Annotated in this window: 23 protein-coding genes; 10 read left to right on the plus strand and 13 right to left on the minus strand. The window is 30.8% G+C overall.

Annotated elements, in window-relative coordinates; genetic code table 11:
• Window positions 1-3: 3 nt before the first annotated feature.
• The 3 genes from ACLII3_RS11745 to ACLII3_RS11755 are packed head-to-tail and all read right to left on the minus strand — an operon-like array spanning window position 4 to window position 2,508.
• Window positions 4-762, minus strand: a complete 759-nt coding sequence (locus tag ACLII3_RS11745) for a glycosyltransferase family 2 protein (protein ID WP_412984426.1) — start codon at window positions 760-762, stop codon at window positions 4-6.
• Window positions 763-765: 3 nt separating this feature from the next.
• The gene (locus ACLII3_RS11750; RefSeq protein ID WP_412984427.1) at window positions 766-1,818 is read right to left on the minus strand and encodes a CDP-glycerol glycerophosphotransferase family protein; all 1,053 of its coding nucleotides are present in this window, start codon (window positions 1,816-1,818) and stop codon (window positions 766-768) included.
• A gap of 9 nt (window positions 1,819-1,827) precedes the next feature.
• The gene (locus ACLII3_RS11755; RefSeq protein WP_412984428.1) at window positions 1,828-2,508 is read right to left on the minus strand and encodes an NTP transferase domain-containing protein; all 681 of its coding nucleotides are present in this window, start codon (window positions 2,506-2,508) and stop codon (window positions 1,828-1,830) included.
• Between the two features lie 151 nt (window positions 2,509-2,659).
• On the opposite strand from ACLII3_RS11755, the gene ACLII3_RS11760 reads away from it, so the two are divergent.
• Window positions 2,660-3,286 carry an adenylyltransferase/cytidyltransferase family protein gene (locus tag ACLII3_RS11760; RefSeq protein ID WP_412984429.1) on the plus strand — a complete coding sequence of 209 codons (627 nt, stop codon included), beginning with the start codon at window positions 2,660-2,662 and terminating at the stop codon, window positions 3,284-3,286.
• Here ACLII3_RS11760 and ACLII3_RS11765 read toward each other — a convergent pair.
• Genes ACLII3_RS11765 through ACLII3_RS11775 form a run of 3 tightly spaced genes read right to left on the minus strand, consistent with a single transcriptional unit; the run spans window position 3,283 to window position 5,075 of the window.
• The gene (locus ACLII3_RS11765) at window positions 3,283-3,867 is read right to left on the minus strand and encodes a LicD family protein (protein ID WP_412984430.1); all 585 of its coding nucleotides are present in this window, start codon (window positions 3,865-3,867) and stop codon (window positions 3,283-3,285) included. The genes ACLII3_RS11760 and ACLII3_RS11765 overlap by 4 nt on opposite strands.
• A 2-nt stretch (window positions 3,868-3,869) precedes the next feature.
• Window positions 3,870-4,247, minus strand: coding sequence for a hypothetical protein (locus ACLII3_RS11770; protein ID WP_412984431.1), 378 nt, complete (start codon window positions 4,245-4,247; stop codon window positions 3,870-3,872).
• Between the two features lie 12 nt (window positions 4,248-4,259).
• Entirely contained in the window at window positions 4,260-5,075 is an 816-nt protein-coding gene (locus ACLII3_RS11775) for a 2,3,4,5-tetrahydropyridine-2,6-dicarboxylate N-succinyltransferase (RefSeq protein WP_412984432.1), read from the minus strand.
• A 448-nt stretch (window positions 5,076-5,523) separates the two neighbouring features.
• On the opposite strand from ACLII3_RS11775, the gene ruvX reads away from it, so the two are divergent.
• From ruvX to ACLII3_RS11805, 6 genes are all read left to right on the plus strand, one after another.
• Window positions 5,524-5,934: a Holliday junction resolvase RuvX gene (ruvX, locus tag ACLII3_RS11780; RefSeq protein WP_412984433.1), complete on the plus strand. Its 411-nt coding sequence runs from the start codon at window positions 5,524-5,526 to the stop codon at window positions 5,932-5,934.
• 66 nt (window positions 5,935-6,000) lie between these two features.
• The gene (gene def, locus ACLII3_RS11785; RefSeq protein WP_412984434.1) at window positions 6,001-6,591 is read left to right on the plus strand and encodes a peptide deformylase; all 591 of its coding nucleotides are present in this window, start codon (window positions 6,001-6,003) and stop codon (window positions 6,589-6,591) included.
• A 59-nt stretch (window positions 6,592-6,650) separates the two neighbouring features.
• A complete protein-coding gene (locus ACLII3_RS11790) occupies window positions 6,651-7,076 on the plus strand; it encodes a DUF5606 domain-containing protein (RefSeq protein ID WP_412984435.1) in 426 nt (141 codons plus the stop codon).
• A 334-nt stretch (window positions 7,077-7,410) separates the two neighbouring features.
• Window positions 7,411-8,793 carry an MATE family efflux transporter gene (locus ACLII3_RS11795; protein ID WP_412984436.1) on the plus strand — a complete coding sequence of 461 codons (1,383 nt, stop codon included), beginning with the start codon at window positions 7,411-7,413 and terminating at the stop codon, window positions 8,791-8,793.
• 3 nt (window positions 8,794-8,796) lie between these two features.
• On the plus strand, window positions 8,797-9,024 hold the full coding sequence (locus ACLII3_RS11800; protein WP_412984437.1) for a hypothetical protein: 228 nt from the start codon (window positions 8,797-8,799) through the stop codon (window positions 9,022-9,024).
• 9 nt (window positions 9,025-9,033) lie between these two features.
• Window positions 9,034-9,606, plus strand: a complete 573-nt coding sequence (locus ACLII3_RS11805; RefSeq protein ID WP_412984438.1) for a phosphatase PAP2 family protein — start codon at window positions 9,034-9,036, stop codon at window positions 9,604-9,606.
• Here ACLII3_RS11805 and ACLII3_RS11810 read toward each other — a convergent pair.
• Genes ACLII3_RS11810 through ACLII3_RS11825 form a run of 4 tightly spaced genes read right to left on the minus strand, consistent with a single transcriptional unit; the run spans window position 9,577 to window position 12,558 of the window.
• Complete coding sequence (locus tag ACLII3_RS11810; protein ID WP_412984439.1) at window positions 9,577-10,206, minus strand: lipid-A-disaccharide synthase N-terminal domain-containing protein; 630 nt, start codon at window positions 10,204-10,206, stop codon at window positions 9,577-9,579. The two genes, ACLII3_RS11805 and ACLII3_RS11810, sit on opposite strands and share 30 nt — an antisense overlap.
• A complete protein-coding gene (locus ACLII3_RS11815) occupies window positions 10,206-10,919 on the minus strand; it encodes a glycosyltransferase (protein WP_412984440.1) in 714 nt (237 codons plus the stop codon). The genes ACLII3_RS11810 and ACLII3_RS11815 overlap by 1 nt, the downstream gene beginning before the upstream one ends.
• Before the next feature lie 3 nt (window positions 10,920-10,922).
• The gene (gene meaB / locus ACLII3_RS11820; RefSeq protein WP_412984441.1) at window positions 10,923-12,002 is read right to left on the minus strand and encodes a methylmalonyl Co-A mutase-associated GTPase MeaB; all 1,080 of its coding nucleotides are present in this window, start codon (window positions 12,000-12,002) and stop codon (window positions 10,923-10,925) included.
• Window position 12,003: 1 nt separating this feature from the next.
• The gene (locus ACLII3_RS11825) at window positions 12,004-12,558 is read right to left on the minus strand and encodes a DUF2911 domain-containing protein (protein WP_412984442.1); all 555 of its coding nucleotides are present in this window, start codon (window positions 12,556-12,558) and stop codon (window positions 12,004-12,006) included.
• A gap of 216 nt (window positions 12,559-12,774) precedes the next feature.
• On the opposite strand from ACLII3_RS11825, the gene ACLII3_RS11830 reads away from it, so the two are divergent.
• From ACLII3_RS11830 to ACLII3_RS11840, 3 genes are read left to right on the plus strand one after another with little or no spacing between them, the layout of a single operon-like run.
• Window positions 12,775-13,326, plus strand: coding sequence for an RNA polymerase sigma factor (locus ACLII3_RS11830; RefSeq protein WP_412984443.1), 552 nt, complete (start codon window positions 12,775-12,777; stop codon window positions 13,324-13,326).
• Window positions 13,310-13,879 carry a hypothetical protein gene (locus ACLII3_RS11835; RefSeq protein WP_412984444.1) on the plus strand — a complete coding sequence of 190 codons (570 nt, stop codon included), beginning with the start codon at window positions 13,310-13,312 and terminating at the stop codon, window positions 13,877-13,879. The genes ACLII3_RS11830 and ACLII3_RS11835 overlap by 17 nt, the downstream gene beginning before the upstream one ends.
• A gap of 16 nt (window positions 13,880-13,895) precedes the next feature.
• Window positions 13,896-15,449 carry a hypothetical protein gene (locus ACLII3_RS11840; protein WP_412984445.1) on the plus strand — a complete coding sequence of 518 codons (1,554 nt, stop codon included), beginning with the start codon at window positions 13,896-13,898 and terminating at the stop codon, window positions 15,447-15,449.
• Between the two features lies 1 nt (window position 15,450).
• Here the strand turns inward: ACLII3_RS11840 and ACLII3_RS11845 are convergent, their stop codons facing one another.
• The 3 genes from ACLII3_RS11845 to ACLII3_RS11855 all read right to left on the minus strand — a co-directional run bounded on the left by ACLII3_RS11845 (window position 15,451) and on the right by ACLII3_RS11855 (window position 19,657).
• Window positions 15,451-15,861, minus strand: a complete 411-nt coding sequence (locus ACLII3_RS11845) for a hypothetical protein (protein ID WP_412984446.1) — start codon at window positions 15,859-15,861, stop codon at window positions 15,451-15,453.
• Window positions 15,862-15,952: 91 nt separating this feature from the next.
• Window positions 15,953-19,306, minus strand: a complete 3,354-nt coding sequence (gene secA / locus ACLII3_RS11850) for a preprotein translocase subunit SecA (RefSeq protein ID WP_412984447.1) — start codon at window positions 19,304-19,306, stop codon at window positions 15,953-15,955.
• Between the two features lie 129 nt (window positions 19,307-19,435).
• Window positions 19,436-19,657: a DUF2795 domain-containing protein gene (locus ACLII3_RS11855; protein WP_136844726.1), complete on the minus strand. Its 222-nt coding sequence runs from the start codon at window positions 19,655-19,657 to the stop codon at window positions 19,436-19,438.
• Window positions 19,658-19,770 lie beyond the last annotated feature (113 nt).

Raw genomic sequence — 19,770 nt, forward strand, 5'->3', positions numbered from 1 at the left:
TGGTTATTGCCTCCCTTTTCTTAGAAGCCATAATTTAACATAGCGCATAAATACAGCATAGCACTGTACGTATCCAATTGTAAATCCAACAACTCCATCTCTAAAACCACTTTGTATTATATAGTGCTTAAAAAAGCCCCAAAAAGGTTTAATGACAAAATGATAAGGTGTTAATGTACCTGTTTTTTTATCATAGTCTTTGGCTTGTAAAGTAGCGTATCTATTAAGTTTTTCAATATACTTGTCAAAGGTTATATAGGTGTTGTGATAAAATTTGTTTTTTAGTTTATCAATTTTTTCTCCTTCAACAATAAGAGTTGCATGTACATGCTTATCTTCATATTTACATAAATCTCTTTTAAATAATCTAATAACACCATCATTTCTCCAACCAGAATAGTTTACACGTTCTCCCATAAAATGGTTAAGCCTTCCAATCCAATAGGCATTAATTTCTTCAGGAGGATTTTTGAGTATGCTTAGAATTTCTTCTCTTAATTCTGGAGTTACACGTTCATCGGCGTCGACTAATAAAATCCATTCATGCTTAGCTTGTGGAATAGCCCAGTTTTTTTGTGAAGCAGAATATTGATACTCTCTTCTTATAACCTTAGTTGCTAGTTTTTCTGCTATTTCAAAAGTACCATCAGTACTGTAGCTGTCTACCACTAGTATTTCATCAGCGAAATCTACTGAAGCAATTACAGCTTCAATATTATGTGCTTCGTTTCCTGTTGGAATAATAGCAGTAAGTTTGTTCATTTATTAGTTTTGTTTACTTGGCCTTCCAAAAATGGAAAATATTTTTAGTTTTCTAGTAAAAGATAATTTCCTTTTACTAGGAACACCGTTAGTTTTTATATAATCTTCGGTTGCTTCAACCATTCTTAAAGCCGATTTTCCATCATTATATGGATGGAATTGCTGGCAAATATAAGCTCTTGATTCTGCAAAAGGGTCTTCTTGAAGATTATTTTTAATTAATTCTTCTAATTTGTTAAAATCATTAGAGTTTTCCCAATGAATTTCTTTTGAAATATTATTAAATGTTATTGCAGGTTTGTCTAATAATAAAAATTCATAAATCACTGAAGAAGTATCACTTACCATAATATCTGCCATTAACAAAAATTTGATGATATTCTTCTCAGTTTGAAAAATAATATTAGATGTGTTAGCTGCTAATTCTTGATATTTTTCAATCCATTCTGTAGCCATTAATGGATGAAACTTTAAAAAAATCAGATAATCCTTATTAGTACTTGCAAATGTTTTTAATTGAGAAATTAAATGAGGAGCAGAGGTTAGTTTGGGAGAAAATGTAGGTGCATAAAGTAATAATGTTTTTGCATTATGCATCTTTAAAAGTTGCTGTTTCTCCTCATTGTATATATTTTTGTCTTTACCGTATATGTCTAGTTTAGGCCAACCAGTTTCAATAACATCAAAATCTTTATGAATGCTTTTTAAATGATTAAAAGTATTAGTAAAGTATGGTCCTTGAGTTAAGTACAAGTCAAAATAATGTCTAATCCTAAAGTGACCTTTCTTTTCGCCAGCTAATCCATGAAATATTTGCGTTTTTAAGCCTCTTAGGTAATGTGGTACTTGATTTCCTGGAACAAAAATAACATCACTATCATAAGTCTCTAAATCAGAAATGCTATTGGTGTAATTATCAGATTTATAAGGAAAATCTTTGTCTGTTTTATCTTCAATATACCAAATATAGTCATGGTTTTTTGTTTCAAGAACTTGTTTTATAGGTTCTAGAATACCAAACGCATAATTATTTTGACAAAATAGAATAAACTTCATGTAATCTAATTATAGCATTTTGTTAGCGTTCTCTAAATCTTCGGCAAAATCAATTTCCATACAATTGTACATAGAGATATCTACGGCTTTTATTTTTAAATTGTCTTTTTCAATAGCCAATTCTAATCCTCTTTCAAAATAATCATTAGCATCACATTCTTCAAGACGTTCTATAAACTTTAAAATATCATTCGATGAAATAAAGTTGATACCAACAGCTTCTCCTAAACCATTTTTTACAGTTTTAGATAGTTCATTTATATAGCCTTCTTTTAAAGTGTATTTTACTTCTTCTTCAGCAACTTTACTTGTGTTTACAGCCACAAATGATGTGTTTTCTTGTATATGTGGATCTAGTACATCTAGAATTTTTTGGTCAAAAACAACATCGCCATTAAACCAAAGCACAGATTTGTCTCGATGTTTTCTCAATGCTTGTAACAAGCTTTTTGAAGTATTAGTTCTATCGAAAAATGGATTGTAAACATATGTTAACTCTGGAAAACGCTCCATAATTAAGTCTTTTTTAAATCCAACCACAACATTAATATCATCTATATCATATTTAGAAGCAATGTTATCGGTTTGCATTTTCATAATGCTTTTACCATTTTTTAAAGGTGTTAGAGGTTTTGGAAACGGGTTTCCTAATCTTGAACCAATGCCTGCAGCAAGTATTATTATTTTCATCTATAGAATTACTTTATGTAAGTTTTCAAATTTATGGTAAATAGCGTAGTAAAAAAACTATTTTGTCATTTATCAATGCATATTTGACAAGGACTTTGTTTTTTGTAGTTTTGCAATTCAAATATTCCTGTTTAGGAAGTTAAATAGAATAATGGAAAATATTAACATAGAAGCACTATCTGGAAAATATTCAAATTGGCAATTTGAGTTTAATAAATCAAGTCAAGGTATTTTGTGGATTAATGGAGAAAGCAGTAATGATATTGATGAAATGTTTGATATGCTTAAAGAAATAAGTGCAAAATTTAATAATAATGTTTCTATAAAAATTAGTAATACTACTAGAATTAGTATTGCATTACAAAAAAAACGAGAAGGTTCTAAATATAGTAGAATGTATACTTCTGGGTGTTTTGATATTTTTCATTATGGTCATTTAAATATCTTAAAGCGTACTAAAGAAATTTGTGATTATTTAATTGTTGGAGTGTCTACAGATGAATTAATTGAAAAAGAGAAAGGACGAAAACCAGTAATTCCATTTAATGAACGTTTAAATGTTGTAAAAGCAATTAAGTATGTAGATGAAGTAATTCCTCAAGTAGATAAGAATAAGCAACGTGTTGTAGATGAATACAAGATTGATGCTATTTCAGTTGGGGATGACTGGAGAGGGCGTTTTCCAAAAACAACATGTCCAGTTGAGTATTTTACTTATACGGCAAGTGTAAGTAGTACAATTTTAAAAGAAGCGTTAAAGTTAAAGCCGAAAATTTAAGCTAAAGCTTTATCATCGTTGGCAGTATCCCAATCTTTTACAGGAGTTTGCCAATCGCCATAACGATACGTTAAATAGTCATCAGTTAATTTTGGAATAGAGTAGCTGTAGTCTTTAAAATCTACTTTAGAAAAAGATTCGTAGAATTTACTAGGAACAAATTTCTTTTTATTAGCAATTTCCCAGTAGCTGTTATCTTCATGAGGATATTTAATAAAGACATCTAAACAAACAGCGCCTTTAATTAATCCGAAAAAACGTTTTTCTCTAATTTTAATCATTCTAAGATTCCCTTTTTTAAAAGGTGTATCTTCTTTTTCAAAATATCTTGTTTTTACTCTGTAATTAGCTTTTTTTAGTGCAGCGTATAATTGTTTTAATTTTGATTGCTGACTTACCATCATTGATACATCAATATCGTCATCCCAAGGCAATAAACGATTTTCACGTCTTATTCCTAAAAGTGTTCCACCTTCAAGCCAATATTCGATATTACATTCGTCAAAGATTTTTGCAGCGTTTTCAAGCATTCTTTCGGCAATTTCTTTATTTTTTCCTTCAAGTGTAATATCGTAAGCCATAGTTATAGGTTGTTATCTAGAAATGTTTTTAAAACGTTTAAATCTTCATTTTTCTTAAACCAAAGTGTTGGAATATTTACTGATCTTGCAGCATTTGATGCTTCTTCATTATGCTCAAAATAAACAACTTCATTAATATTTAGGTTAAAATGGTTTAATAATTGGGAGAAATAATCCGAATCTGTTTTATTTGGTTTGTGAGCTAAACTAAAAACAGGATAAGGCATATTTGTTATACCAAACTTAACTCTTTCATCGTCGTTAGCATTTGTAACAATAATTTTGTTATTAGGATATGAATCTAGCAAAACTTTCATTTTTATATCTACACCATCCTCTTTAACAAAAGAATTCCAAGCGTCAACAAGAATTGTTTTCATAATACTAAGGTTTTAAACAGCTACATCATATTCACGTAAAGCATCATTTAAAGATGTTTTCTTATTGGTGCTCTCTTTTCGTTTTCCAATAATTAAAGCACAAGGCACTTGGTATTCACCAGCAGCAAATTTTTTGGTGTAACTACCAGGAATTACAACCGATCTTGGAGGTACATTACCTTTCATTTCTATTGGTTCATCACTAGTAACGTCAATAATTTTTGTACTCATAGTTAATACAACATTAGCACCAAGAACAGCTTCTTTACCAACTCTTACACCTTCTACAACAATACATCTTGAGCCAATAAATGCTCCATCTTCAATAATTACTGGAGCAGCTTGTAAAGGTTCTAATACACCACCAATTCCAACACCTCCAGATAAATGTACATTTTTCCCTATTTGTGCACAACTACCTACAGTTGCCCAAGTATCTACCATAGTGCCTTCGTCAACATAAGCTCCAATATTTACATAGCTAGGCATTAGTATAGTTCCTGCAGAGATATAAGCACCATGTCTTGCAACAGCATGAGGAACAACTCTAATTCCTTTTTCAGCATAACCAGTTTTTAAAGGGATTTTATCATGAAATTCTAAAGGACCAGCTTCTATTGTTTCCATTTTTTGAATTGGGAAATATAAAACAACACCCTTTTTAACCCATTCGTTTACTTGCCAACCATCGGCTGTTGGTTCTGCTACTCGTAATTCACCTAGATCTAAAAGGTTAATAACTTCTCTAATAGCATTAATAGTATCTTCATTTTTTAATAATTCTCTATTACCCCAAGCGGCTTCTATTGTAGTTTTTAAGTTGTTCATCTCTTTAAATAATTTTCAACAAATATAAACCTATAATTGTTTAGTAGAAGATTTAAAAAGGATAAAAAATAGAATTTATGTGACTTTAATATAAGTTGTGTGTCTTAATAAATGAAAGACAATAATGTTAAAATAGATTGTTGTTTTTTGTTTTTAGATTGATTGAATATATTTAGTTAGAACGGATTAATAGCAAGTAACGTTCTCTAACTTTAACTCTCTTGTTAAACTAAGAGAGTTTTTTTATGACTATGTGACCTATTTTAAAAGCAAGTGTCTAAATAATTGAAATGTAACATTAACCTTTAACTTTTTACATTTGTTTGGTTGGTTAGTAGGATTTGTTTGAAGGGTTATGAAAAGGATTGATGTTCGACTAACAATAAGGCTGTCTTTTTAAGATAGCCTTTTTTATGTTTTTGGTATGTAAATTGTACTTTTGCAGCATATGGGAAGAATTTTAGCTATAGATTTTGGAAAAGTAAGAACAGGTTTAGCTGTTACTGATGAATTACAGATTATCGCATCAGGATTAACAACTGTTAATACAAAAGAGTTGATTCCTTTTTTAAAGGAATATATATCAAAAGAATCTGTTGAGTTATTTGTAATTGGTCTGCCTAAGCAAATGAACAATGAAGCATCCGAGAGTGAAGCCTTAATAGCTCCTTTTATTAACAAATTAGAAACTCAAATTCCAAACATACCAATAAAACGTATTGATGAACGTTTTACATCAAAGATGGCTTTTCAAACTATGATAGATAGTGGTTTAAAGAAAAAACAAAGACAAAATAAAGCCTTAGTTGATGAAATAAGTGCAACCATAATTTTGCAAAGTTATTTATATAGCAAATAATGTGTTAACTATTATATGTAAACACATAAAGAATTGTACTTTTGTAGCCTTAAAAAATTAAAGTAAATGATATTACCAATTGTAGCATATGGCGATCCTGTCCTAAGAAAAAAAGGAAAAGAAATTACTAAGGATTATCCAAATTTAGATAAGCTGTTAGAGAATATGTACGAAACTATGTATGGAGCTTATGGTGTAGGTTTAGCGGCACCACAAATTGGATTGCCTATTAGGATTTTTTTAGTTGACACATCACCTTTTGCAGATGATGAATCGTTAACTAAAGAAGAGCAGGAGCAGTTACAAAATTTTAAAAGAACATTTATTAACGCTGAAATATTGGAAGAAGAGGGAGATGAATGGGCTTTTAATGAAGGTTGTTTAAGTATTCCAAATGTTAGAGAAGATGTGTTTAGAAAACCAGTGGTAAAAATTAAGTATCAAGATGAGAATTTTGAAACACATACCGAAGAGTTTGACGGTTTATTAGCACGTGTAATCCAACATGAGTACGACCATATTGAAGGTGTGTTGTTTACAGATAAAATTTCAAGTTTTAAAAAACGCTTAATAAAAGGTAAGTTAGCCAATATATCAAAAGGGAAAATAAGCATTGATTATAGAATGCGTTTTCCTGATGCAAAAAAGAAGAGATAATATTTTGATAACATGGGCAAACAAAAGATATTTGCCGCTTAATAACATAAAATAGACTAATGGGTTTAGAAAATATTTTAGCTATAGCTCAAAAACCAGGATTATTTAAACTGGTTACACAAACTAGAACAGGATTTATTGCAGAATCATTAATTGATGGAAAACGTATATCAGTTAATATTAGAAGCAATGTGAGTTTGTTAAGTGAAATAGCTATTTATACACTTTCTGAAGAAGTACCTTTAAGAGAAGTGTTTAAAAAGATAAAGGAAAAAGAAAATGGAGAAGCTACAAGTATTAGTCATAAAGACAGTAAAGATGTTTTAGAAGAATACTTTTTTGCTGTTTTACCAGATTATGATGAGGATAGAGTATATCCAAGTGATATTAAAAAAGTAGTACGTTGGTATAACTTATTACAACAAAACAATTTGCTTGACTTACTTGAGGAGCAAGAAGAAGTAACAGCAGACGAAGAAGAATAAAAAAAAGCAGCTAATAAAAGCTGCTTTTTTTAGGTTAATGTTTAGAGGTAGATTAAAATAATCTAATTCAATTATAAAAAATAGAAGGGGAAAATAGTTCCCCTTTTATTTTTGAAACTTTGTTAATAGTATTCTTTAATCCCTCTAAAATATAATAGCTAAAGTTTCATATAAAATTATACTCTTGAAAGTATGATTTTATACTGAGGACAAAAATAAGGTTTTTAACTTGTTAGTAGTTAGTGTTTTAAATTATTTTATTAACAATTTTAATGCTAATATTTAATAACCTTAAAAATTTATAATTACAAACACTTACTTTAAATTTGCCAACGTGTTAGCAAACTATACAAAAGAATTTAGTTATAATTGGAAATTAGCTGCTCCAGTAATCTTGGGTATGTTAGGACATACCTTTGTGAGTTTAATTGACAATATTATGGTAGGGCAATTAGGCTCTGCCGAATTAGCTGCTGTGTCTTTAGGAAATAGTTTTGTTTTTATAGCTATGTCATTAGGTATAGGGTTTTCAACAGCCATTACACCTTTAATTGCTGAAGCTGATTCAGAAAATAATTTCTCCAGAGGTAAATCTTCATTCAAGCATGGTTTGTTTTTATGTACAGTATTAAGTGTGTTGCTATTTGGATTAATACTATTAGCTAAACCTTTAATGTACTTAATGAAACAACCGGAAGAGGTGGTTGAATTAGCAATTCCGTATCTAGACTTAGTTGCATTCTCATTAATTCCACTAATAATATTTCAAGGGTTTAAGCAGTTTAGTGATGGGTTGTCAATGACAAAATATCCTATGTATGCAACTATTTTAGCCAATGTTATAAATGTTGCTTTAAACTATGTTTTAATATTTGGTAAGTTTGGTTTTCCAGAAATGGGAATAGTAGGAGCTGCAGTTGGGACTTTAGCATCTAGATTTGTGATGTTGTTTTATTTATGGTGGTTATTAACCAAAAAAGAAAAATCAAGAGCTTACGTTACTAATATTAAGTTTTTTGTATTGCATAATAGGATGATAAAAAAAATTATCAATCTTGGTTTTCCAAGTGCAATGCAAATGTTTTTTGAAGTAGCTATTTTTACTGGCGCTATTTGGTTAAGTGGTTTACTTGGTAAGAATGCTCAAGCAGCTAATCAAATTGCGTTAAACTTATCTTCAATGACTTTCATGGTTGCTATGGGATTGAGTGTTGCAGCTATGATTAGAGTTGGAAATCAAAAAGGATTAAAGAATTTTAAGGAATTAAGACGAATAGCAATGTCTATTTTTTTATTAGGTGTTAACTTAGCTTTTGTTTTCGCATTATTCTTTTTAGTATTTCATCAACATTTACCAAAATTCTATGTTAGCTTAGACGATCCTATAAATGCTTTAGATAATGCAGAAGTTGTGAAAATAGCAGCAAAATTATTATTAGCATCAGCAATTTTTCAATTAAGCGATAGTATTCAAGTTATTATTTTAGGTGCTTTAAGAGGATTACAAGATGTAAGAATTCCAACCGTAATTACTTTTATTTCGTATTGGGTAATTGGGTTTCCTGTGAGCTACTTTTTAGGTAAAGAAGAGGCTTATGGCAGTTTTGGTATATGGCTTGGGCTATTAGTAGGATTAACATCCGCTGCAATTTTATTATACCTTAGATTTAATTATCTTTCAAAACGATTAATAATACAAGAAGAAAATACAATTTAATATATGGAACTTCCTAAATTTATACTTGGTGACAATACAGATTTACCAAATGCTATTTTTGTTATACATACTGAATTTCCTAGGTTTATTATAAATCTTGAAAATGATGAAATTGAATGGTTAGAAGATTTCGATCAGCATGATGAAAAAGAACTTGTTAATGAAACAGAAATTGTAATTAGAGAAGCTTCAGAATTTTATGATAGAGAAGTTTCTAGATATAATGATTAATCCTCCTGTATGCTAGAACAATTATTACAATACGATACAGAGCTATTTTTATATTTAAATAACCTAGGTACACCTGCTTGGGATAATTTTTGGCTTATTGTTACTGATAAGTTAACATTTGTGCCGCTTTACGCAATATTACTATTCCTTATTTATAAAAAGTTTGGTGTAAAAACATTATTGTTGTTAATAGTAGTGATTGCTGCTATGATTACGTTTACAGACCAAATAACAAACTTGTTTAAACATGGTTTTGAACGTTCTAGACCTTGTAGGGAAGAGGCAGGTCTTCAAGAAATGATGAGGTATATAGCAGTACGATGTGGTAGGTATGGATTCTTTTCTGGGCATTCTTCAAACTCTATGGCAGCAGCTGTTTTTGCAGGATTATTGTTTAAACCTTATTATAAACGATTACTAATTATCCTTATTATTTGGAGTCTAATTGTTGCTTATAGTAGAATTTATGTTGGTGTACATTACCCTTTAGATATTGTTTGTGGATTAACTTTTGGAGCTTTAGCAGGTTATTTATTTTATAGAATACAAATATTACTTAGGAAGCGATTCATTTCTGAGTAGAACTATATTTCTAATATAAATTATTATTCCAAAGAGATGAGATATAATTAAAACAATATCATTTCTCATTACGCCATAGATTAATATTAAGGTAGCACCAAATAAACTTAAATACCAAAACCCTTTTGGTAAAGTAGAAACGTTGGTTTTTTCTGAATACAACCATTGATACACAAAGCGCAGTGTAAATATTACTTGTGCAATGATGCCTAAAGCTAGAAGGTTTGAGGAGATTTCTGTTTTAGATAAAAAAGTTTGACTAAGGTAACTTAAATGTGTAGCTAAGTAAAAAACGGTTGTTACTGGAATAAAAATAACAAACCACCTAATAGCTAGTGGAATGGTTAACCATTTATTTTGTAACTGTAAATTACGAACATAAATAAAGTAGGTAATGAGTTGTCCAAACATAATGGCGAAATCATTTTGTAGAAACCCATAAATAAACAACAATATGGAAGCAATGATGCTTAACGACCAAAAAAGTGTAGGAGTAATTACCTTACGTTGTTTTTCGGATGCTAACCATTGAATTATCAATCTGGATGAAAATAATATTTGCGCTAAAAAACCAATGCTATAAATAAATAAGTCTTGCATTAGTTTTTCTTTTGTACGGTGTAATTAATATACTTTCGTTTCATCCATAAATACACAAAACAATCTATTAATGGACCAATAAGTCTGTTCCAAACTCCAAACTTAGATTTTCCAGCAATTCGAGGATAATGATTAATAGGAACTTGTTTAACATTCCCGTTTTGCAATAAAATCATTGCAGGAAGAAAACGATGTAATCCTTTAAACATTGGGATGTTTTGTGCGCTTTTGGTTTTCATGATTTTTAAAGGACAACCAGTATCATGCATATCATCTTTTGTAAAAGCTCTCCTTACACTGTTAGCTGTTTTCGAAGATAGTTTTTTTATAAAACTATCTTTTCTGTTATTTCTATAACCAGTAACTAAATCGTAGTTGTCACAAAATTCTAGTAGTTTATTAAAGTCTTTTGGATCAGTTTGTAAGTCAGCGTCAATATAACCTATAAATGTTGTGTTACAATTATCAAATCCAGCTTTTATAGCTGCACTTAAGCCATAATTTTTTTTTAATTGAATAAAGTTAAATATGTTATTTCTTTCGCAAATTTCTTCTATTAACGCTTGACTTATATCTGTTGAGCCATCATTTATTAATAAAATTTTCGTTTTCTTGATTGCAACTTCAGAAAAGGATAAGAGTTCCTTTTCTAAGCGGAATAAGTTGTCTTCCTCATTATAAATAGGGACAATAATAGTTAACTGGAAGTCCATGAGTTATTTTAGACTTAATAAGTATTCAGCAGCTACAAAAGGTGTAGTTTTATTTAACTCAATAAGTGCTAGTTGTTCTTTTAAGGCATTTTTAATCTCTTCTCTACCAAAAAAGTCTTGTTGTAGTTGTTCTTCAATGGTTTGAATAAGCCAAAACTTATTTTGTTCATTACGTTTTTCATCAAAAAAGGAATTACCTTTTGTTAGTGAAGTATATTCAAGTATCATTTCCCAAACTTCATTCACACCTTTATTTTCAATGGCACTACAAATAGATACTTTTGGAGTCCAATTAGATGCTTTTAAAGGATAGAGGTGAAGTGCTCTATTAAATTCTACTTTGGCTAATTTTGCACGTTTTATGTTATCACCATCAGCTTTGTTAATAACAATAGCATCTGCCATTTCAATAATACCTCTTTTAATGCCTTGAAGCTCATCACCAGCACCAGCAAGTTTTAAGAGTAAAAAGAAATCTACCATACTATGTACAGCAGTTTCGCTTTGTCCAACACCAACAGTTTCTATAATAATGGTGTCAAATCCAGCTGCTTCACATAAAATAATGGTTTCACGAGTTTTTCTAGCTACACCACCTAAAGAGTCTCCAGAAGCCGATGGACGTATAAAAGCATTTGGGTTTTTAACTAAATCTTCCATTCTGGTTTTATCTCCAAGAATACTACCTTTAGTTAAAGAACTACTTGGGTCTACAGCAAGTACTGCCACTTTTTTTCCTAAACTGGTTAAGTGTAATCCAAAAGACTCAATAAACGTACTTTTACCAACTCCAGGCACACCTGTAATACCTATTCTAATAGAATTATTGGCTTTAGGTAAACAAGCTTTTATAATTATATTTGCTTTTTCTAAATGTTTAGGATTTTTACTTTCAATTAAGGTGATAGCTCTACTTAAATCCGTAATATTTCCTTTAAAAATACCTGCAACCAAATCTTTAGCAGAGGGTTGTTTTTTACGTTTAAATTTAATTTTTGAAATAGCATTATCATCGGTAATTTCTGGATTAGAAATTCCTTCCATTTCGTTTAAGGCGCTTTTATGTTTTTTTATAGCTGTCAAATTATTTTAATGGCACAACAACTTTAGTGTTATCCCAAGCCATTGTTAAAGATAAGTTATCTGTAGAATTATCAAAAGCAATTGTAAATTGTTCAACAGTGTTTGGTATTTTTTCTACTGGTACTTCTACAGTTGCTACATCAAATTTTGGTTCTCTCATGCATTGCATAGCATCATTAACTCCCCAAGGATATTGTTTAGAGTTAAAAATAACGTTCCATTTTGTTTCTCCAGGGATAGTCCATAATGTATATTTTCCAGTTGGTAAAGAGTCGTTTCCAACCTTTAATGGTTTGTTGGTTTCAAAAGTAGTAGCTTCATTAGCTCCTGTACGCCATACTTGATTAAAAGCTACTAATCCACCAAAAATATCTCTATCTCTTTTAGATGGTCTGTTGTAAAACACTTCTAATTCTAAATCGTTTAGTTTAAATTCAACAGTATCCTTTGGACTTAATGGCTTGCTAAATATGCCATTATTAAAATATGAGTAAGCAAAGACACCAGCTGCTACAATAACAAGAAGAACGATTATTCTTTTTAAAAAGAGGTTCATAGATAATGGATTTATTTAATTGTAAAGATAATTATAAGATGTGTATTTATATATAATGAAACGATAATTTGTTAGCCTTTGTTACAGGATTTTAAAAAAAATATTTACCTTTTTGCAACATGTAAATTTTTCTGTCGTCTTTAAGATGAATCAAAATTAGAAATGAGGTTTTTAAAATAAAAATTTCATGCTAATACTAACCAAAACCAAAGTAGTTTGTTTGCAATAGACATTATCGAACAATGTAAACGTAATAATCGTAAAGCACAATTAAAGCTTTACAATCAGTATTGTGATGGTATGTATATAGTAGCTATGCGCTTTGTTAAAGATTCTTTTGAGGCCGAAGATATTGTACAAGAAGCTTTTATTAAAGCGTTTGAAAAACTACATCAATATAAAGCAGAGGTTACTTTTGGAGCTTGGTTAAAACGTATCGTGATTAATAAGTGTATTGATATGCTTAAGTCTAAAAGGCAGTTAATGACCGAATTAGATGAGGTGCACCTAAAAGTTATTGATAATACTTACGAAGACGAATGGTTAGTAGACGATGCAATTACTTTAGAAGAAGTAAAAGATGCAATTAATAGGTTACCAGATAAATACAAGTATGTTGTGATGTTGTATTTAATTGAAGGCTATGATCATCAAGAAATAGCACAAATATTAAATATTACAGAAGTAGCGTCACGTACACAATTATCAAGAGGTAAAGCAAAATTAAAAAACGAATTAACAGTAATGCAAGATGGCACAAGATATTAGAAAACTATTTAAAGAAGAACCTAAGGTGTCTAATCAAAAAATGCCGAAAGGACATGAAGCAAGATTTCTTGAAAAATTAGAAAAAGAACTACCTGCGCAAAAACAATATAACAGTTTTAACTTTTTAAATATTGCTGCAAGTGTGGTGTTGCTAATAGGACTAGGTTATTTTGGTTTTAAGGCTTTTGATGGTTCTACAGAAATTGAGACAGATACTGATGCAATTGTTAGCACTAAATCTATAGGAGAAGTGTCACCTCAATTAAAAAAGGTTGAAGATTATTATTTAGCTAATATCAATTTAGAATTGTCTAAAATGAAAGTTACACCAGAAAGTAAAGAGCTTTTTGATGGTTATATTTTACGTTTAGATGAACTAAATAATGAATATAATGTTTTAGCAGACGAGTTAATAAATTCTGGACCAAGTGAGCGTACTGTAAATGCTTTAATTGATAATTTAAAATTACGTCTAAACTTATTGTATCGTTTAAAAGAAAAATTAAGCGAATTAAATAAAAACGAAACTAGTTATGAGCAAGTACAATCATAACACAACAATCAAAACAATGAAACAGTTTAAAATAATTGCTCTAATGTTAGCTTTTGTGTCAGTAAGCGTATTAACGGCACAACAAAAAGTGAAAAAGGAAACAAAATCCTTAGACGCTAACAAGGATGTTACACTTAACCTAAATACAAGTTATACTAATATTGAAATTGATACTTGGAATAAAAACCAAGTACAGGTAGAAGCTTATATTGAAAGCGAATCTCTATCTAAAGAAGAACTTCAAGATATTTTGAAAGATTGGAATGTAAATGTTGAAGGTACTAAAGGCAATATTACTATATCTACAAATAACATGTCTGGATCAAACTGGAATTACGATTTTGAATTTGTAGATGGAGAAGCAATAAAAGCTTTAGAAGAGTTGCAATTTGCACTTGCAGACATGCCTGAGATGCCTGAGATGCCTGAGATGCCAGAAATGCCAGAAATGCCAGAAATGCCTGAGATGCCAGAAATGCCTGAGCTTCCTGAATTACCAAAAGGTGTACATAATGTAAACTTTGATTTTGAAAAATATAAAAAAGAAGGTGAAGCTTACTTAGAAAAGTGGAGTGATGAGTATGAGAAAAAATATGGTAAAGAGTATAAGCAAAAAATGAAAGATTGGGCGAAAGAATTTGCTAAAACCGATTTTGAAGCATACTCTAAAAAAATGGAAAAATGGGGTGAGAAATTTGGAGAGAAGTTTGGTAAGGATTATGAAAAGAAAATGGAGGTTTGGAGTGAAAAATATGCTGAGCAATTTGATGAAAAGTGGGCTAAAGAGATGGAAGAATGGGGAGAGAAGTTTGGAGAAGAATTTGGTGAAAAATTTGAAGAGCGAATGAAAGCTAGAGAAGCTCAATTAGCGAAGCGTTTAGAACAACAACAAGAAAGATTAGAAAGACGTGAAGTAGAATTAGAAAAGCGTGTTAGAGAAAGAGAAGAGAGAGCAATAATTCTAGAAAAACGTTTAAATAATTACAAAAAGGGTAAGGTTATTAAAACAATTAAAATAAGAATGCCTAAGGATGCTAAATTAAAGGTAAATGTACGTCATGGTGAGTTAAAGTTTGCCTCTGTCATACATAATTTAAAAGCAGATTTATCACATTCTTCACTAGTAGCAAACAGCATTGATGGAAGCGAGACTTCCATTAATGCTGCTTATACGCCAATAAAAATTGAAAACTGGAATACTGGAGAGCTTATATTAAAATATGTAGAAAATGCGCAAATACAAAACGTTAATAGTTTAATGTTAGATGCTAACTCTTCAAATATCTCTATTAACAAACTAAATGAAAATGCTGTAATTAATGGAAGTTTTGGTGATTTAGAAATTAATAATATTTCTGAAGCATTTTCAGGATTAAATATAGTGTTAGAGAATAGTGACGCTTATGTAAAGCTACCAAATACTAATTTCAATATTTATTTTAAAGGAAATAGATCTCGATTTAATAATGAGTTAACCAATTCTAAAACAATAAAAAATTACCCAAGTAATACTAGCACCAACAAGTCTATAGTTGTTAATGCTAAGTATAGTAATATTATAATGCAGTAAGTTAAATTGCTGGTGTCATTTTTTTAGATGCCATGGTTTTTCCAATATAAAAACCAAGAATAGCACCAACAGTATCTGCTGCTAAAAACCAAGTTTCTTTTGGTAACATAATTAAATTAAATGCTGTAGCAGCAAGCATTAGTCCACCTACAATATAAGCTGGAATCATACTTGTCTTCGAAATCATTCCAGCGACAAGCATGCCTAATAAAGGTCCCATAAAATGGGCAATCACAACAAATATTTTAGCACCAGCAGGAATTAGGTGCATGTTTTCTTTTATAGATTCTATGTCCATTGGATTAATACCTTCTGGTAAAGGAAATAAACTATGCCCAATTAAAGATTCAAAAATATATACTGTTATAGAGGCAACAATAAAGCCTGCGATAGTAGCTAGCACATGTCTCATAGGAAGAAATTTAATAGTTAGTGTGTTTCTAAGATAATAAAAAAACCTGAAGCTTTCACTTCAGGTTAATATTCAGTTTTTATATTTTAGGTTATTCCTCTATTAAAACCCATTCACCTTTTGCAATAAGTGGTTCAGCTTGTTTGTACTTAACTGTTTTATTTTCACCACTCATAACATGTTTTATTGTTACACGATCGTTACGACCAATTTTTGGTTTATCTCTAACAATGGTTTCAATTACTTGCTGTTGACGTTGTGTGTTTCCTGCAGCTCTACTTTGAGCAGCACGTTCGTCCATATTAGGAATTTCTTCCTTAGATGTTTCTAACTTTTCCTTACGTCTAGCTTTTGCTTCTTGAATTGTGTTAGCTGTTTCTTGAGGAATTTCTCCTTTAAATAAGAATGAAATTACATCTTTATTTACTTGGTCAATCATAGCTTTAAATAGCTCGAATGATTCAAACTTATAAATTAATAATGGATCCTTTTGCTCATGTACAGCTAACTGTACAGATTGCTTTAATTCATCCATTTTACGTAAATGCGTTTTCCAAGCATCATCAATAATAGCTAAAGAGATGTTCTTTTCAAAATCAGTAACTAATTGTTTACCGTTAGTATTGTATGCTTTTTCAAGATCTGTAATTACTTGTAACGTCTTTACACCATCACTAAAAGGAACTACAATACGTTTAAATTTATCACGTTGCGTTTCGTATACATTTTCAATTACTGGAAATGCTAAATCAGCATTACGTTCCATTTTTTCTGTATAGTGTGCAAATGCAGCTTTGTAAATTTTAGGAGCTATGTCTTTAGCACTCATTTTTTCGAATTCACTCTCAGTAATAGGAGAGCTCATAGAGAAATAACGAATTAGCTCGAATTCAAAATTCTTAAAGTCGTTTGCTTCTTTATTCGTTTCAGCAATAATTTCTGAAGTGTCAAAAATCATATTCGCTAAATCTACACGTAAACGTTCTCCAAATAAAGCGTGGAAACGACGTTTGTAAACAACTTCACGTTGGGCATTCATTACATCATCATACTCTAATAAACGCTTACGAACACCAAATTGGTTTTCTTCCACTTTCTTTTGAGCACGCTCAATAGACTTAGAAATCATTGAATGCTGAATTACTTCACCTTCTTCAAGTCCCATTCTATCCATCATTTTAGCAATACGCTCACTACCAAATAAGCGCATTAAATTGTCTTCTAATGACACGTAGAATTGAGAACTTCCTGGATCTCCTTGACGACCAGCACGACCACGTAACTGTCTGTCTACACGACGAGAGTCATGACGTTCTGTACCAACAATAGCAAGTCCACCAGCAGCTTTTACTTCGTCCGATAATTTAATATCTGTACCACGACCAGCCATATTGGTAGCAATGGTTACCTGTCCTGGTTGTCCAGCTTCAGCAACAATATCTGCTTCCTTTTTATGTAATTTTGCGTTTAAGACATTGTGAGGTACTTTTCTAATAGAAAGCATTTTTCCTAATAACTCACTAATCTCTACACTAGTTGTACCAATAAGTACAGGACGACCAGCTTGTGATAGTTTAGTTACTTCGTCTATAACTGCATTGTATTTTTCACGTTTTGTTTTATAAACTAAATCCTCTCTATCATCACGTGCAATAGGTCTGTTAGTTGGAATTTCAACAACATCTAGTTTATAAATTTCCCAGAATTCACCAGCTTCAGTAATAGCAGTACCTGTCATACCAGAAAGCTTGCGATACATTCTAAAGTAATTTTGAAGTGTTACCGTAGCAAAAGTTTGCGTTGCAGCTTCAATTTTTACGTTTTCCTTAGCTTCAATGGCTTGGTGTAAACCGTCGCTATAACGACGACCATCCATAATACGACCAGTTTGCTCATCTACAATCATTACTTTGTTGTCCATAACAACGTATTGAATGTCTTTTTCAAAAAGTGCGTAAGCTTTTAATAACTGGTTTAAGGTATGTATACGTTCAGATTTTACTCCAAAATCTCTAAATAATTCTTCTTTTAATTCTGCTTCTTCCTCTGTAGAAAGTCCTTGTGATTCAATTTTAGAAATTTCCATTCCCATTTCTGGCATCACAAAGAAATCTGGATTATCTGCACCAGAAAGGTATTCTACACCTTTATCAGATAATTCAATTTGGTTATTTTTTTCATCAATTACATAGTACAACTCAGCATCAACCTTAGGCATCTCTCTGTTGTTGTCTTGCATGTAAAAGTTTTCAGTTTTTTGAAGTAATTGTTTTACACCTTCTTCACTTAAAAACTTAATTAATGCTTTGTTTTTTGGAATACCACGATATACACGTAATAATTGGAAACCACCTTCTTTGTCATCTCCAGCAGCAATTAGCTTTTTAGCTTCAGCTAAAACTCCTGTTAAATATTTACGTTGAACGCTAACAATGTCTTCAACCTTTGGCTTTAACTCGTTAAATTCATGTCTATCTCCTTGAGGAATAGGACCAGAAATAATTAATGGTGTTCTAGCATCATCTACTAATACAGAATCAATCTCATCTACAATAGCATAATTATGTGGACGTTGTACTAAATCGTCTGGCGAGTGTGCCATGTTATCACGTAAATAGTCAAAACCAAATTCGTTATTAGTACCATAAGTAATGTCTGCATTATACGCTTTTTTACGCTCCGCAGAGTTTGGTTTGTGGTAATCAATACAATCTACACTTAATCCGTGAAATTGAAAAATTGGAGCCATCCACGCGCTATCACGTTTTGCTAGATAGTCGTTAACTGTTACTAAGTGTACGCCTTTTCCAGCTAATGCATTTAAGTAAACAGGAAGTGTTGCAACTAATGTTTTACCTTCACCAGTTTGCATTTCTGCAATTTTACCTTGATGCATAGCAATACCACCAATAATTTGAACATCATAGTGGATCATGTCCCAAGTAATAGCTTTTCCAGCTGCATCCCAAGAGTTAGCCCATAATGCTTTATCTCCATCAAGAGTTACATAATCATGTTCGCCTGATATTTCTCTATCAAAAGCATTTGCTGTAACTTCAACTGTTGTGTTATTTACAAAACGTTTAGCTGTTTCTTTTACAACAGCAAAAGCTTCAGGAAGAATGTCGTTTAAAACATCTTCAGTGATTTGATAAGCATCGTCTTTAAGTTTATCTATTTCTTGGTAGATATCTTCTTTTCTATCTATGTCTTCTGTAGTGTCTGCTTCCTCTTCAAGTTTTGCAATTTGATCTTCCTTATCTTTTCTTGCATCAGCAATTTTAGATTTGAACTCAATTGTTTTATTACGAAGTTCATCATGTGTAAGTGCTTCAAGAGCAGATTCAAATGATTTTACTTTAGTTACTAAAGGCATAATAGCCTTCACATCTTGTTTAGATTTGTCTCCTACAAATACTTTAAGTACTGAATTTAAAAAACTCATTTATATATGTTTTTTGTCGTCTTTGGTCGTTTAAAACTCAAAGATACTATTTGTTGTTTTTTCTAGATGAAATAAGACACAAAAAAAGCCTCGAAAAAGAGACTTTTTAACTATTTTTTATGGTTTGCTTTAGTATTCATCCTCGTTCCAAAGATAATCTTCGTCTGTAGGATAATCAGGCCAAATTTCTTGAATTGAATCGTAAGAGTCACCTTCATCTTCAATAGATTGTAAGTTTTCTACCACTTCTAAAGGAGCTCCGGTTCTAATAGAATAATCTATTAATTCATCTTTGGTTGCTGGCCAAGGTGCATCACTTAAATAAGATGCTAATTCTAATGTCCAATACATTTCTTACAGATTTTAATTTTTGCAAAAATAAATTTTTAGTTGAGAAAGTCAAGTAAAAAAGGAATTATTTCATCATTAATTTTATGAACGTCTGTTTTTTTACTGTAAACTTT

The organism is Pontimicrobium sp. IMCC45349, assembly GCF_047219225.1.
Taxonomy (GTDB): Bacteria; Bacteroidota; Bacteroidia; order Flavobacteriales; family Flavobacteriaceae; genus IMCC45349.

Excerpts from the sequence above, each read along its gene's own strand:
- ACLII3_RS11745 (WP_412984426.1), bottom strand. The coding sequence starts at position 762 with ATGAACAAACTTACTGCTATTATTCCAACAGGAAACGAAGCACATAAT.
- ACLII3_RS11750 (WP_412984427.1), bottom strand. The coding sequence starts at position 1,818 with ATGAAGTTTATTCTATTTTGTCAAAATAATTATGCGTTTGGTATTCTA.
- ACLII3_RS11755 (WP_412984428.1), bottom strand. The coding sequence starts at position 2,508 with ATGAAAATAATAATACTTGCTGCAGGCATTGGTTCAAGATTAGGAAAC.
- ACLII3_RS11760 (WP_412984429.1), top strand. The coding sequence starts at position 2,660 with ATGGAAAATATTAACATAGAAGCACTATCTGGAAAATATTCAAATTGG.
- ACLII3_RS11765 (WP_412984430.1), bottom strand. The coding sequence starts at position 3,867 with ATGGCTTACGATATTACACTTGAAGGAAAAAATAAAGAAATTGCCGAA.
- ACLII3_RS11770 (WP_412984431.1), bottom strand. The coding sequence starts at position 4,247 with ATGAAAACAATTCTTGTTGACGCTTGGAATTCTTTTGTTAAAGAGGAT.
- ACLII3_RS11775 (WP_412984432.1), bottom strand. The coding sequence starts at position 5,075 with ATGAACAACTTAAAAACTACAATAGAAGCCGCTTGGGGTAATAGAGAA.
- ruvX (WP_412984433.1), top strand. The coding sequence starts at position 5,524 with ATGGGAAGAATTTTAGCTATAGATTTTGGAAAAGTAAGAACAGGTTTA.
- def (WP_412984434.1), top strand. The coding sequence starts at position 6,001 with ATGATATTACCAATTGTAGCATATGGCGATCCTGTCCTAAGAAAAAAA.
- ACLII3_RS11790 (WP_412984435.1), top strand. The coding sequence starts at position 6,651 with ATGGGTTTAGAAAATATTTTAGCTATAGCTCAAAAACCAGGATTATTT.
- ACLII3_RS11800 (WP_412984437.1), top strand. The coding sequence starts at position 8,797 with ATGGAACTTCCTAAATTTATACTTGGTGACAATACAGATTTACCAAAT.
- ACLII3_RS11805 (WP_412984438.1), top strand. The coding sequence starts at position 9,034 with ATGCTAGAACAATTATTACAATACGATACAGAGCTATTTTTATATTTA.
- ACLII3_RS11810 (WP_412984439.1), bottom strand. The coding sequence starts at position 10,206 with ATGCAAGACTTATTTATTTATAGCATTGGTTTTTTAGCGCAAATATTA.
- ACLII3_RS11815 (WP_412984440.1), bottom strand. The coding sequence starts at position 10,919 with ATGGACTTCCAGTTAACTATTATTGTCCCTATTTATAATGAGGAAGAC.
- ACLII3_RS11825 (WP_412984442.1), bottom strand. The coding sequence starts at position 12,558 with ATGAACCTCTTTTTAAAAAGAATAATCGTTCTTCTTGTTATTGTAGCA.
- ACLII3_RS11835 (WP_412984444.1), top strand. The coding sequence starts at position 13,310 with ATGGCACAAGATATTAGAAAACTATTTAAAGAAGAACCTAAGGTGTCT.
- ACLII3_RS11840 (WP_412984445.1), top strand. The coding sequence starts at position 13,896 with ATGAAACAGTTTAAAATAATTGCTCTAATGTTAGCTTTTGTGTCAGTA.
- ACLII3_RS11845 (WP_412984446.1), bottom strand. The coding sequence starts at position 15,861 with ATGAGACATGTGCTAGCTACTATCGCAGGCTTTATTGTTGCCTCTATA.
- secA (WP_412984447.1), bottom strand. The coding sequence starts at position 19,306 with ATGAGTTTTTTAAATTCAGTACTTAAAGTATTTGTAGGAGACAAATCT.
- ACLII3_RS11855 (WP_136844726.1), bottom strand. The coding sequence starts at position 19,657 with ATGTATTGGACATTAGAATTAGCATCTTATTTAAGTGATGCACCTTGG.